The organism is Streptomyces sp. NPDC050535 (assembly GCF_044457665.1).
Taxonomy (GTDB): Bacteria; Actinomycetota; Actinomycetes; order Streptomycetales; family Streptomycetaceae; genus Streptomyces.
The window spans coordinates 44,812-57,928 of the sequence record NZ_JBITHE010000016.1 but is presented as its reverse complement, the minus strand read 5'-3'; the positions used below and the strand labels follow the sequence as shown (position 1 = coordinate 57,928).

General features: G+C 70.1%; 10 protein-coding genes. 7 read left to right on the top strand and 3 right to left on the bottom strand.

The genetic code is table 11. From position 1 onward, the window contains the following. Nucleotides 1–5 precede the first annotated feature (5 nt). Nucleotides 6–506 (top strand): glutathione peroxidase, encoded by a 501-nt coding sequence (locus tag ACIBLC_RS29760; protein ID WP_399214384.1) that lies wholly within the window; start codon nucleotides 6–8, stop codon nucleotides 504–506. Nucleotides 507–582: 76 nt separating this feature from the next. Further along, nucleotides 583–1,440 carry a MerR family transcriptional regulator gene (locus tag ACIBLC_RS29755; protein ID WP_399214383.1) on the top strand — a complete coding sequence of 286 codons (858 nt, stop codon included), beginning with the start codon at nucleotides 583–585 and terminating at the stop codon, nucleotides 1,438–1,440. 129 nt (nucleotides 1,441–1,569) lie between these two features. On the opposite strand, the gene ACIBLC_RS29750 is transcribed toward ACIBLC_RS29755, so the two are convergent. After that, on the bottom strand, nucleotides 1,570–3,495 hold the full coding sequence (locus tag ACIBLC_RS29750) for an MFS transporter (protein WP_399214382.1): 1,926 nt from the start codon (nucleotides 3,493–3,495) through the stop codon (nucleotides 1,570–1,572). A gap of 194 nt (nucleotides 3,496–3,689) precedes the next feature. Further along, on the bottom strand, nucleotides 3,690–5,756 hold the full coding sequence (locus ACIBLC_RS29745) for a serine hydrolase (RefSeq protein ID WP_399214381.1): 2,067 nt from the start codon (nucleotides 5,754–5,756) through the stop codon (nucleotides 3,690–3,692). Nucleotides 5,757–6,937: 1,181 nt separating this feature from the next. On the opposite strand from ACIBLC_RS29745, the gene ACIBLC_RS29740 reads away from it, so the two are divergent. The 3 genes from ACIBLC_RS29740 to ACIBLC_RS29730 all read left to right on the top strand — a co-directional run bounded on the left by ACIBLC_RS29740 (nucleotide 6,938) and on the right by ACIBLC_RS29730 (nucleotide 9,434). Continuing rightward, nucleotides 6,938–7,693, top strand: coding sequence for a GPP34 family phosphoprotein (locus ACIBLC_RS29740; protein ID WP_399214380.1), 756 nt, complete (start codon nucleotides 6,938–6,940; stop codon nucleotides 7,691–7,693). Between the two features lie 425 nt (nucleotides 7,694–8,118). Next, entirely contained in the window at nucleotides 8,119–8,976 is an 858-nt protein-coding gene (locus ACIBLC_RS29735; RefSeq protein ID WP_399214379.1) for a helix-turn-helix domain-containing protein, read from the top strand. A 248-nt stretch (nucleotides 8,977–9,224) separates the two neighbouring features. Beyond that, a complete protein-coding gene (locus ACIBLC_RS29730; protein ID WP_399214378.1) occupies nucleotides 9,225–9,434 on the top strand; it encodes a DUF397 domain-containing protein in 210 nt (69 codons plus the stop codon). A 147-nt stretch (nucleotides 9,435–9,581) separates the two neighbouring features. Here the strand turns inward: ACIBLC_RS29730 and ACIBLC_RS29725 are convergent, their stop codons facing one another. Then, the gene (locus ACIBLC_RS29725) at nucleotides 9,582–10,421 is read right to left on the bottom strand and encodes a hypothetical protein (protein WP_399214377.1); all 840 of its coding nucleotides are present in this window, start codon (nucleotides 10,419–10,421) and stop codon (nucleotides 9,582–9,584) included. Between the two features lie 81 nt (nucleotides 10,422–10,502). Between ACIBLC_RS29725 and ACIBLC_RS29720 the strand changes: the two genes are divergently transcribed. Then, nucleotides 10,503–11,291, top strand: coding sequence for an SDR family oxidoreductase (locus tag ACIBLC_RS29720; protein WP_399214376.1), 789 nt, complete (start codon nucleotides 10,503–10,505; stop codon nucleotides 11,289–11,291). Nucleotides 11,292–11,500: 209 nt separating this feature from the next. Further along, complete coding sequence (locus ACIBLC_RS29715) at nucleotides 11,501–13,057, top strand: sodium:solute symporter family protein (protein WP_399214374.1); 1,557 nt, start codon at nucleotides 11,501–11,503, stop codon at nucleotides 13,055–13,057. Nucleotides 13,058–13,117: the final 60 nt, after the last annotated feature.

Here is a 13,117-nt window from a genome sequence, read left to right as displayed (position 1 = left end):
GAGCCATGACTACTGACAACTCTGTCCTCGATGTCGAGATCGATTCCCTTCAGGGCGGTTCCGCTGACCTCGGGCAGTACCGGGACAAGGCCGTGCTCATCGTGAACGTGGCCTCCAAGTGCGGTCTGACCCCGCAGTACGCGGGCCTTGAGCGGCTCCAGGAGCGGTACGCCGCGCAGGGCTTCACCGTGCTCGGGGTGCCCTGCAACCAGTTCATGGGCCAGGAGCCCGGGACCTCCGAGGAGATCGCCGAGTTCTGCTCGGCGACGTACGGCGTGACCTTCCCGCTGACCGAGAAGGTCGACGTGAACGGGGACGCGCGGCACGGGCTCTACGAGCGGCTGGTGGGGACCGAGGACGCCGAGGGACACAGCGGGGACATCCGCTGGAACTTCGAGAAGTTCCTCATCGGGCGCGACGGCACGGTGCTGGCCCGCTTCTCGCCGCAGACCGAGCCGGAGTCGGCGGAGGTCGTCGCCGCGGTGGAGAAGGCCGTCCAGCGCTAGGTGCTCCGTTGACCTTGCCCCTGGGGCAGGGACCAGCGTCCTGTGTCACCGGGCGGAAGGCGCCCGGTGACGGAGGATGGGGCTCGTGGACCAGGACCTGCTCACGATCGGCGCGTTCGCCGCCCGGTCGCGGCTCTCGCCCAAGGCGCTACGGCTGTACGACCGGCTCGGGCTGCTCGCCCCGGCGTACGTCGACGAGGTCAGCGGCTACCGCTACTACCGCGCCGACCAGGCCGAACGCGCCCGGACGGTCGCTCTGCTGCGCCAGCTCGACATGCCCCTCGCGCGTATCGCCGAGGTCGTCGCGGCCGAGGGTTCCTCGGCCGCCGCGCTCCTCACGGCGTACTGGGCGGACGCGGAGGCGCGGTTCGCCTCGCAGCGGACGCTTGCCGAGTTCCTCCGTGGACGGCTTTCGGGAAGGAGCTCCGAGATGTACGGGAAGTTCGTGGTCGAGACGGTCGAGGTGCCCGAGCGGGTGGTGCTGGCGGAGACGCGGCACACCCTCGCCGCCGAGTTGCCCGCGTGGATCGGGGCGTCGCTGGGGCGGCTGGAGGAGGGGGCGCGAGCGTGCGGCGGGGTGACCGCGGCGCCGTTCGTCGTCTACCACTCCGAGGTGTCCCAGGAGAGTGACGGGCCCGCCGAGTCGTGCGTGCCCGTCGCCGACGAGGCGGCTGCGCGGGCGTGGGCCGCCGCCCAGGGGCGGGCTTGGGAGACGCGTGTGCGGGTCGAGCCCGCGCGGCGGCTCGCGTACACGCGGATCACCAAGGCGCAGGTCGCCCATCCGCAGATTCTCGCCGCGTTCGAGGCGGTCGAGGCGTGGGTCGCCGGGCAGGGGCTGTCGTACGACGGTCCCTGTCGGGAGGTGTACTTCGCGGACTGGGACGCGGCGGGGCCGGGGGACGCGGTGTGTGATGTGGCGTTTCCGGTGAGGTGACGACCGGGGCGGGGCGGGGTGGGGTGGATTTTTCGCCCCCTGCGCCCCTTCCCGTCCCGTTCCTGGGGCTCCGCCCCAGACCCCGCTCCCAGGACCCCGCTCCTCAGGCGCCGGAGGGGCTGAAGGGTCTCACTTCAGCTCTTCCGGGCACGGTGTGCCCCGTGGGAGTTGGTAGGGCGCCGCCAGGCGGTAGGTGCCCGGTTCCGGGGCGAGGAGTTCCGTCCATGTGTCGCCGGACGCGTTCTCCTCGGCCTGGGTCAGGCAGCCGTTGATGTTGTCGTACGTCTTCGGGGTGCCGTCGGCGCGGTCCTTGGAGACCTCGGTCTCCCGCGGGGGTTCGAGGCTCTTGCCGTCGGCGTCGACGATGCTCAGCCACGGGGAGTACGGGATGCGGATGAGGATCCGGCCCGCCTTCTTCACCTCGAGGGTCATCTCGCCCTGTTCCGCCCGGTCGACGACGGCGTTGGGCTCGGCGAGCGGGGCGGGGTCGGTGACGGTGAAGAGCTGCCAGTTGGCGTCGCCCCAGATCTGCTTGAGGTACGGCATCCCGCGCTGGACCAGCTCGCGTTCGCGCTCGCCGCCGTCGCCGTCCAGCTCCCCCTTCGGCAGCACCACGTAGTGCACGGCCCAGCGCTGAAGCCACTCGTGGTAGTTCGCGGAGTTGAGGGTGTCGTCGTAGAAGAGGGGGTTGCGCTCCATGTCGGCCTGGCGGTTCCAGCCGCGGGCGAGGTTGACGTACGGGGCGAGGGCGGAGGCCTCCCGGTGGGAGCGGGAGGGGACGACCTCCACCCGGCCCTTCTCGGCGTCGACGACCTGGAGCTCGTTCACCAGGGGGGCGAGTTCGCGCGCCCAGGACGCCGCCGGTGTCGTGTGCACGACGTCGTCGACCGACTTGAAGCCGATCCACCCGGTGAACCCGGCGAAGGCGAGCACGATGGCGTACCACTTGCGCGAGCGCGGCACGGTGAAGGGCAGGGCGGCCATCAGCGCGACGCCCGTGAACAGCATCGCCAGGCGCGTGATGTTGGAGCCGATCTGGGAGCTGATCAGCCAGACGAGGAGCACCGAGAGGCCGTACACCACCGATGTGATCCGTACCGTCTTCCACTCCTTGGGGACGAGGAAGTAGACGGCGACGGCGGACGCGAAAGGCAGCGAGGCCGAGCCGACGGCCATCGGCTGGGTGCCGGAGAAGGGGAACAGCCAGGCCGACAGGGCCACCACGACGGCCGGTGCGATCCCGAGGGCGTACGCGCCCGGGCGGCGTTTCTGGAGGAAGAGGGCCACCGCGACCAGGCCGACGAACAGGCCGGCCACCGGCGAGGAGGCGGTGGCGAGCGCGGCGAGCGGCGCGGCGCACAAAGCCTTCGCCCAGCGTTTGTAGCGCCAGCGGTAGGGCCAGCAGAAGACGACCGCCGCCGCGGCGAGGCCGAACACCATGCCCAGGCCGTACGTCACCCGGCCCGAGGCCGCGTTGCAGAGGAGGGCGAACACGCCCGCGAGAGCCGGCCACAGCGGCTGCCGGACCGCCCGGCTGCGGATCAGGATCAGCGTCAGCAGGCCCGCCGAGATCGTCCCCGCGATCATCATCGTCGTACGGACGCCGAGCACCGACATCAGATACGGCGACACCACGCTGTACGACACCGGGTGCATCCCGCCGTACCAGGCGAGGTTGTACGCCGAGTCCGGGTGCTGCCCCACGAACTCCGCCCACGCGTCCTGCGCCGCGAGGTCCCCGCCACTGTTCGCGAACGTGAAGAACCAGACGACGTGAAGTACGCCGGACAGGGCTGTCACGAAGAGGATGGGGTGCCGGAGGAGACGCCCGCGGAGACGGGTCAGCGGGGTTTCGCGGGGGGTGGACGCCTTGTCGCGCGTACGGGATTCGGCGTCGGGGGTGCGGGGTTCGGCCTCGGCCGTACGGGGGTCGCCGCTCTCCCCCGAACCGGGTTCGCCGGTGTGGGTGATCGCGGGCAGTGGTATTCGGGAGCCCGCCGATCCTGGGCTGCCCGGATCGGCGTCGTCGGCGTGTTTCGGCTCCGCTGTCGCCACTGCTAGGCACTCCCGGTATCCCGTTTTCCGTCTCGGCCGGGACCCGTGGCCCGCGACCAGCCCCGATTTCGCGACGCTAGCACGCACCCCGCCGGTGAGCGCCCGGGTGGGGCGTCATCAGCGGGGTGCGGGGCGTTCGCAGGGCGTTCACGAGGTGTTCGCGGCATTCGTCGCGCACCCCGGCGTACGCCCGCTCAGGCGACGCGGGTCAGCTTCGCGCCGAATCCGGGCTCGGCGAGGTCCGACTGGAGGGCGACGGGGATCGTCACCGCGTGGTCGGAACCATCGCCGACCGTCAGCTCGCCGACGACCGTGCCCGTCTTGCCGGAGTGCGGAACCGTATCGCCCTCGGCGGTGCCGATGGCGAGCTTCGTCTTCAGGCCGGGCCAGCCGACCGCCGTCATGTCCTTGGTGGCGACGACGGGGGTCCGGCCGCCGAGCTCGTCGTCCACGTAGCCGACGACGTCGCCCTTCTTCACCACAGTCGCCGACGTCAGGCTCTGCTGGACCTTGTCGATCAGCTTCTGGCTGTTGGTGAGCGCCAGCTGGAGGCTGTCCCAGACCTTGCCCGTGCCCGCGTTCTGGCCGAGGACCGCGCCGTAGACGGTCTGCGTCTTGCCCTTCACGGTCTTGGTCGCGGCCCACACCAGGTTGCCGCCCGCCGGCGTCGACGAACCCGTCTTGAGGCCGGTCACGCCGACCTGCCTCACGAGCAGGTCGTTGTTGTTGTAGATGGTGCCGTCGAGCCCGGGGATCTTCGCACTGGCCATCCCGACGATGCCGGCGAACACCGGGTCCTGCATGACCTCCTTGGCCAGCTTGAGCTGGTCGGTGGCGGTGCTCACCGTCGTCTTCTCCAGACCGCTCGGGTCCGTGTACGTCGAGTTCGTCATGCCGAGCTCCTCGGCGGCGGCGTTCATCTTGCCGACGAAGGTCTTGTTGTCGGAGTCCCAGCGGGCCAGCAGCCGCGCCGCGTTGTTCCCCGACGGGATCATCAGCAGCTGGAGCATCTGCCGCTCCGTGAACTGCTGCCCCTTCGTCATGGCCGCCGTCGACTCGTCCACGTTCTTCGACTCGTCCTCGGCCTGCTGGTCGACGGTGATCTTCTCGCCGCCCTCGTTCCCCTTCAGCGGGTGCTCCTGGAGGATCACGTACGCCGTCATGATCTTCGCGACGCTCGCGATGGGCGTGGCCGTCTGCTTGCCGTCGGTGCCGAGGCTGCCGACGCCCTCGACCTCGATCGCCGACTGGCCCTGACCCGGCCAGGGCAGGTCGATGGTGCCGCCCTCGAACGTGTAGGTCGAGTCGGCGGTGAGCGCGAGCGCCGCCGCCGGGAGCGGGCGTACGGCCTGCGCGACCGCGAAGATCACCGCGAGCAGCACGACCAGCGGTGTCCAGATCTTGACCCGCCGCACGATCGTCCGCACCGGCGTCTGCCGGGGCGGCGGCGTGTTCGTCAGCTCCGCCAGCAGGTCCAGCGGCGGCTTGGGCGGCAGGGGCTGCTGGGTGGTGCGCTCGGGGCCCACCTGAGGAAGCGCGGCGGTGCCTCCGGCTGCCACCGGGGCGTCCTTCGCCTTCTCCTCACCGGGTACGTCGAGGGGCTTGAGGGCGACGAACTTGCTGGTGCGTTCGGCGGGGGTGACTGGGCTGGGGGTCGGTGTTTTCGTGCCGCCCAGCTTGAGCATGGTGGTGGGTTGGTCCACGGCCGGGGCGGGGGCCGGGGCCGGGGGGCGTGGGGCTTTGAAGACGGCGGTGGGCTGGTCTACGGGGGGGTGCTTGGGGGTGGGGGCCGAGGTGGAGGGCTTGGCGGGTGAGGGCTCATCCGAGGGGGGCTTTGGGGCGTCCTGGGGAGCGTCCTGCGGGGCGGCGTCGCTTGGGGTGCCCTTCGGGCTGGGGCGCTTGTCCTCGACCTTGTCCTCGGGCTCGGCCTCGGGCTCGGCGGAGGCTTCGGCTGAGTCGCGCTCGGCGGCGGGTTCCGCGTCCGCGCCGCGCACGGATGCGCTGTCCGCCTTGGCAGCGGCATCGCGGGGCTCGGCGTCCGCCGTGGGCTTGGCGTCGGCGACCGCGTCGGGCTCAGCGGCGATGCCTGTGCCGTCGCCGTCGCCGTCGCCGCCTACAGGCTGCACGTCCGTGCCGGCACCGGAGCCGGGCTCGACATCCGCCTCAGTACCCGCGCCAGCACTGGCACGGGCGACAGGCTCGGCGTCGCGCTGAGGGCGGGCAGCCGCCTCGGCTTCGGCTTCGGCTTCGGCTTCGGCCACAGGCTCGGCGACCGTTCCGGCATCGCGCTCAGGCCGGGCAGCCGCCTCGGGCTCGGTACCCGCGTCGGCACGGTCTACAGACCCGGCATCCGCCTCAGGCTCAGCACCCGGCCCCGCACCGGCACTGGCGCTAGCCCCAGCACGGGCGACAGGCTCCACATCCGTGTCGGCACGGTCCGCAGGCTCGGCATCCGCAATGCCTCCGGACTCAGGTTCGGTATCGGCCGCAACCGCGGAACCCGCGCCGACGCCGGCGCCCGCAACAGACTTGGCGGCACCCTTCGTCGCCGTGCCCGCGGTTCCGCCAGAACCCTTCGCTTTGGCAAAAGCCTTACCCTTGGCATCCGCCTCGGACCGGGTTTCGCCCCCCGGCTCCTCGTCGGCGACGCTCGCATCAGCGGCGGCGGAGTCGTGGCTCCCGGAGGGGCGATCACTCCCGGCGTCCGGCTCCTCGTCGACGCTGTCCGCGCCCCGCGAGGACACCTCACCGGACGCGACGGACGCGCCGGCCTTCGTACCCGGGGCGCTCTTCGGGGACTCCCCGGCTTCCCCGTCGCCGTCGTCCGCTCCCGCGACCCACGCGGCGACCGCCTCCCGGAGTCGCGCGTCGCCGGGGGGACCGTCCCCGGAGCCCTCCGGGCCGGCCTCCGCGGCCCGCTCCGGACCCGGCGAACCGGCATCGGAACCGGAAGCGGGGCCGGAGCCGTCCGCCCCGCCCCGCAGCTCCCGCGTCGAGAACACCGCCGTGGCCTGATCGACCCGTACGGTCGCCGCCCGGGCCACCGCCAGGCGCGGGTCGACCGGGGCCGAAGCCGGTCCCACTCCCCGCGCCGGACCCGGAACCGCGGCCGCGGTTCCCGTCGTCGGTTCTCCCGACGACGCCGACGACTCGTGCTGCTTCGACCTGCCGGGGGACTCGCCCGCCACCGATGCCTCCTCCGTGCGGCGCACGCCCGCGGTGCGCCTATCCGAACCGTGTAACCGCAAAAACCCGTTAAACCCTTGAACCGCCGCCCGGACACCGCTGTCCGAACCATGTACCAGTGTCCTGTGTGGGGGCTTGTCCTCTGCGGTAGACGAGAACGACATACCTACTGGTTCCACTACGAAGCGGTCACGCCCTCTCGACAGATGAATGTGAGAGGGGTCACCCTGTCATTCATCCACGCGGGGAGGCATGGATGGGCAGGAGCCGCAGATCAATTCCGGAAGAGCTTCTTCTGCTGGCGCTGGACCCGACCACGGGTACCACCGCACAGCCGCAGTCGCTCGACCTCGGTCTGGCCGGAGCACAGCTAGTGGAGCTGGCGCTGGCCGGACGGATAGCCCCGGACGGGGATCGTATCGCCGTGGTGGTACCACGGCCGACTGGAGATCCGACACTGGACTGTGCGTTGGAACTGCTTCGCCGACGCGGAGCACCCGTACGCGCAGTGAACTGGATTGGCGGACCCCGCCTGGGGCTGCGCCAGACCTATCTCTCGCATCTGGAGAGGTGCGGCATGGTTCATGCCGTGGCCGGCCAGATGTGCGGGGTGCTGCCGACGACTCGCTACCAAGCGACGGACACGGCGATCAGCCGGGAGATCAAGGCCCGGCTGGACAGCGCGATCCGCACCGGCGTTCCGCCGGACCCACGGACCGCGGCGCTCGCCGCACTGGCCCACGCGGTCGGACTCGGCAAGCACCTGTATCCGGGTAACGAGGGACGCTCGTCCCGCTCCCGGCTACGGGATCTGATCAGGCACGACCCCATGGGCGGCCTCGTGGCCCACGCGGTCATGGACGTCCAGAACGGTGTGGCCGCACAGCCACGCCGCAGCCCGGCACCGGCAGGCCGTCCGGCCAGCGCCGGAGTCAGGTCCGCACCGGAGCCCGCCCGCGGTGTTCCGATGCAACCGCGCCACGGTTCCATGGCGCGCGCCGTGGCCCACTGAGCCGCAGTACCCACGGCACGACAGCAGGACCGCAGGACCCGTTCGACAGCATCACCAGCGCCGCACCGCAGTCCCCAGGATCCGGTTCGGGAGCCGCTGGCTCGCGCGGGGCGATGAGACCGTACGTCCGGACGACGACACGGCCCCACCGCCCCGCGCGGCCGCATGTAAGGACGTTTTCCGGGCCGCGGACCGGCGTCCACACGGACGCCTGCGGGAACGTCCGCGCACACCGACCGCGCGCTCATCCGCATATTCGGTCGCGCGAACGCCCGCCGCCCGGGCCACTCTTACCAGCCAGATCCCCGAACTGGCGCCTACGCAGGGCATATCCACTGTTTCCCAGCGGTAGAAAGCACCTTGGTGGCAGTCTGCTCAACAGCAGATACGCAAAGTAGAGGTTCGCAGCCGGAGGTGCACGTCCCGTGGCGTCTAGTGTCAATCCCACTGTCCGGCGACGTCGGCTGGGCCAGGAGCTGCGCCGGCTCCGGGAGCTCAAGGGCATGACGGCCGAAGAGGTGGCCGAGCGGCTGCTGGTCTCCCAGTCGAAGATCAGCCGCCTGGAGAACGGGCGGCGCAGTATCAGCCAGCGCGACGTCCGCGACCTGTGCGGGGTGTACGAGGTCGAGGACGTCCGCATCGTCGACTCCCTGATGCAGATGGCCAAGGACTCACGCCAGCAGGGCTGGTGGCACTCCTTCGGCGACATCCCGTACAGCGTCTACATCGGACTGGAGACGGACGCCGCCAGCCTGCGCGTGTACGACCCCCAGGTCGTCCCCGGGCTGTTGCAGACCCGGCCGTACGCGGAGGCCCTGATCGCCGGCGCGCTGCCGGAGACCGCCACCGGCGAGATCGAGAAGCGTGTCCAGGTGAGGCTGCGCCGACAGGAACGTATCTGCGCCCCGGAGAACCCGCTCCGCCTGTGGACCGTCCTCGACGAGTCGGCCCTGCGCCGGGTCGTCGGCAACCGCTCGCTGATGCGCGACCAGTTGGAGCACCTCGTGGAGCAGTCGCAGCTCCCGCACGTCACCGTGCAGGTGATCCCCTTCGAGATGGGCGCGCACCCGGGCCTGAACGGGCAGTACGCGATCCTGGAGTTCCCCGACGCGGCGGACTCCAGCGTCGTCTACATCGAGGGCGTCACCAGCGACCTGTACCTGGAGAAGGCGAACGACGTCCAGAAGTACAGCGTGATGTACGAGCATCTGCGGGCCCAGGCGCTGAACGTGGAGCAGTCGCGGCAGTTCATCGCGGACATCGCGAAGGAGTACGCACGCTGAGGCTCCCAGGGCTTCCAGAGGCACCCTGCGCCGCGAGGGTGCCGGACTCTACACCTTCGTCATGCCGGAGCGGAAGCTCCATTGGAATATGCCATCCGGTCGAGTGAATACTTCAGTCGACTGCCGATGTTGGCGAGTAGCGTCGATCACGCCATCGAGCAACAACGTTGGCGCAAACCGAACCGCGGGTTCCGGAAGGAATCCGCTGTGCGGTGACAGCAACTCAACAACTGGCTACCGGAGCGAACATGGCTATCCAGCAAGGCGCCCAGAACACCTGGACCAAGTCCTCGTACTCCACCGGCAACGGCGCATGCGTCGAGGTCAAGTCCCCCGTTCTCGCGGCGATGGCCGTCCGGGACTCCAAGGTCCCCGAAGGGCCCACGCTGGCGTTTCCCGCGAACTCGTGGAACGCCTTCGTCACCGAGGTGAGCCGGGTGTCCTCCGCCCTCGCCTGATGCACGGACACCACCTTCACCACCGCAGGACCACAACCGCACCGACCAACCGCATAGCACCACCGACAGAGCCCTCTCGACCGGTCCGCCGTCCTGGCCGAGGGGGCTCGGCCATTTCCCCGCGGCCCGCTCCTTTCCCGCCGCGCGCTACCGGAGCCGGTCCACGTACTTGTCCGTCCCCGGGACGGTGGGAAGGAACGGCGCCAGCAACTCCACCTTCCCCAGGCCCGATTCGGTGACCGCCGCGTCCAGCCCCGTGAAGTACCCCTCCCAGCAGTCCGGCGGGTCCGCCTCGAGGAACCACAGCAGCGTGAGGCGCGTGTCCACACCCTCGACCTGCTTGACGTACGTCATCCGGTCGCCGGGGAGCGGGGTCGGGCGGAAGATCGTGACCAGGGCAGACGGGGAGCCGGCGAGGCGCTTGGGGAGGTGCCGGGAGCGCAGCCACTCCAGCAACTCGGCCCGCTGCTCGGGTGATTCGGCGTCGATGACCTCGAGCACCAGGCCCGCGTACGGGTGGTCCAGGGCGTGGAAGTCCCGGGGGCCCGCGGCTCCGTCCCGGTAGACGGTGGCCTCGTGGTCCTGGAACGCCGTGAACACGTGGGTGCGGTCCTGGTAGACGCGCCCGTCGCGGTTGAGCCGCTTGTTGATGCCGACGGTCCACTTCATGTGGTCGTCGTAGCGGCCCTCGGTCACCCAGTACGTGGAGAGGTAGCAGCCGGCCGTGACGGGCTGGGCGACCGCCGACTTCTCCGGTCGGCGCAGGAGTTGGAGGTCGCGGGTGGCGACCCAGCGGCGGCCCGCGTACATCCAGGGCATCGCCATCGCGCCGGCGTAGTAGTGATCGTCCTCGTACCAGCGGTTGTACGCGTACTCATGGCCCGGGTGCGGTTCGACCATGGTGATCAGGGCGTGGCCCGGGCGGACGCCGTACGGTCCGACGGCCGCCAGTTCCGCGTACACCTCGCCGCGGGTCTCCTCGCTCACGTCGCTCCCCTTCCTTCCTCCGTTGGACGCCCATACTCTGACGCCCCGTCAGGAAATGTGCCATAGCCGGGGAGGCCTCCGATGTCAGCACTGCTCGCGGGCAGGACCATCGTCGTGTCGGGGGTCGGGGCCGGGCTCGGCCATCAGGTCGCGGCGGCCGTGGTGCGGGACGGCGGCAACGCGGTGCTCGGGGCGCGCACGGAGGCGAATCTCGCCAAGTGCGCGGCCGAACTCGACCCGGACGCCGCGCACACGGCCTACCGGGCCACCGACATCACGGACGAGGGGCAGTGCGAGGACCTGGCCGCGCTCGCGGTGGAGCGGTTCGGGCGGATCGACGGTGTGGTCCATGTGGCCGCCTGGGACAGCTACTTCGGCGGTCTCCAGGACGCCGACTTCGCCACCTGGCAGTCGATCATCGACGTCAACCTGCTGGGGACGCTGCGGATGACCCGTGCCTGCCTGCCCGCGCTGAAGGCGGGTGGCGGCTCGGTGGTCATCGTCGGTACGCAGTCGGCGGTGGCCGCGCCCTCACAGGTGTGGCAGGCGGCCTACGCGGCCTCCAAGGGCGCGCTGACGAGTGCGATGTACTCGCTCGCCAGGGAGCTCGGCCCGCACCGGATACGCGTCAACACCGTGCTGCCGGGCTGGATGTGGGGCCCGCCGGTCCAGGCGTACGTCCAGTTCACCGCGCACACCGAGGGCGTACCGGAGGCGGACGTGCTGGCGCGGCTCACCGAGCGGATGGCGCTGCCCGAGCTGGCCACGGACGGGGACGTCGCGGATGCCGCGGTGTTCCTCGCGTCCGACCGGGCCCGGGCGATCACCGGACAGTCGCTGCTGGTGAACGCGGGCGAATTGATGCGGTAGCCGCCGATGTGACACCCCTCAGCTGTCCATCCATGTGAACCGAGGTCAACAACCAGAACATTTTTACTCCCTCTTGACCATACGGGCTGTTGTCGCCGCCATGTCACCGAACTCACGATGAGCGGGCACTTCGCGGCCTCCTCGGGCTGCGTCGGCGAAGTGCCGTGCATGTCATCGCAGTTCACAAGGCGGACCCCGGGAGGGGGCATATGAACAGTCTCGACTGGGCCGTGCTCATCGGTTACTTCGGTGTGATGGTCGCGATCGGATTCTGGTCCCACAAGCGGGTGGACGACGTCAGCGACTTCTTCACGGCCGGAGGGAAGATGCCGTGGTGGCTGTCCGGCATCTCCCACCACATGTCCGGCTACAGCGCGGTGATGTTCACCGGGTACGCGGCGATCGCCTACACCTACGGCGTCACCTCGTACGTCACCTGGTCCTTCCCGATCGCCATCGGCATCGCGATCGGCGCGAAGACCTTCGCCCCCCGGCTCAACCGGGTGCGCTCACGGCTGCACGTGGCCTCGCCGCTCGAGTACCTGAAGAACCGTTACAACCTGCCCACCCAGCAGGCCCTCGCCTGGTCCGGTGTGCTGCTGAAGATCGTGGACGTCGGCGCGAAGTGGGCCGCCATCGCGACCCTGCTCTCCGTGTTCACGGGCGTCTCGCTGAACATGGGCATCCTCATCACCGGCGCGGTGACGGCCGTCTACTGCACGGTGGGCGGACTCTGGGCCGACGCGCTCACCGAACTCGGCCAGTTCGTCATCCAGTTCATCGCCGGTATCGCGATGCTCGTCGCGGTCCTCGCCGAACTCGGCGGCTTCAGCCAGCTCTGGAACGTCTGGGACGCCCCCGCGCTGGACGGCCACACCAAGCCGCTGGCCGGCCCGTACCTGATGGTCTTCCTGATCGCCTACCTCTTCATCAAGACCTTCGAGTACAACGGCGGCATGTGGAACCAGGCCCAGCGCTACATGGCCACCGACTCCGCGAAGTCCGCGACCCGTTCGGGTGTGCTGTCCGCCTCGCTCTGGCTGATCTGGCCGCTGGTGCTGTTCTTCCCCATGTGGGTCGCGCCGCTGATCATCAAGACGGACGTGCCGGCGGACTCGTACGCGCTGATGGCCGAGAAGCTGCTGCCGCACGGGCTGTTGGGGCTGGTCATCGTCGGCTTCTTCTCCCACACGATGGCGATGTGCTCCTCCGACGCCAACGCGATCTCCGCCGTCGTCACGCGCGACATCATGCCCGCCGTGTCGAAGAAGGCGCGCGAGTGGGACACCCGGGCCGGGCTGCTGGCCGCGCGCCTGAGCACGCTGCTCTTCCTCGGCCTTTCGATGTCCATCGCGACGCAGGTCAACTCCGACTTCTTCGGCGACATCATCACGGTGGTCATCAAGTGGGTCGCCGGGCTGATGGGCCCGATCGCGATCCCGCTGATGCTGGGCCTGCTGCCCTGGTTCCGCAAGAGCGGTCCCACGGCCGCCCTGATCAGCTGGGGCGTCGGCCTGGTCACCTTCTGGCTGGTCAACTACCCGATCAACTGGAACGTCGACGGCGGTGTGCCGTTGCAGTACCAGGTGTCGATCCCGCTGGCGGTCTCGCTCGTGCTCTACATCCTGATCGGATACGTGAAGCCGGAGGACACCCCGGAGCGGGACGAGCTCATCGCGAAGATCAACAGCGATGACGGTGGCTCCGGTTCGGCGGCGGCGGCCATCCCGAAGCAGGCGGACACGACCAGCCCGTCCGGCGTTTGAGGACGAGGCCGTCCAGGCCGACCGCGGGGGTCCGGGGGCGCAGCCCCCAAGTACGGGACG

What these genes read in the sequence shown, in the direction of transcription:
- ACIBLC_RS29730 (WP_399214378.1), top strand. Translation starts at nt 9,225, where the DNA reads ATGGCTATCCAGCAAGGCGCCCAGAACACCTGGACCAAGTCCTCGTAC.
- ACIBLC_RS29715 (WP_399214374.1), top strand. Translation starts at nt 11,501, where the DNA reads ATGAACAGTCTCGACTGGGCCGTGCTCATCGGTTACTTCGGTGTGATG.
- ACIBLC_RS29740 (WP_399214380.1), top strand. Translation starts at nt 6,938, where the DNA reads ATGGGCAGGAGCCGCAGATCAATTCCGGAAGAGCTTCTTCTGCTGGCG.
- ACIBLC_RS29760 (WP_399214384.1), top strand. Translation starts at nt 6, where the DNA reads ATGACTACTGACAACTCTGTCCTCGATGTCGAGATCGATTCCCTTCAG.
- ACIBLC_RS29720 (WP_399214376.1), top strand. Translation starts at nt 10,503, where the DNA reads ATGTCAGCACTGCTCGCGGGCAGGACCATCGTCGTGTCGGGGGTCGGG.
- ACIBLC_RS29755 (WP_399214383.1), top strand. Translation starts at nt 583, where the DNA reads ATGGGGCTCGTGGACCAGGACCTGCTCACGATCGGCGCGTTCGCCGCC.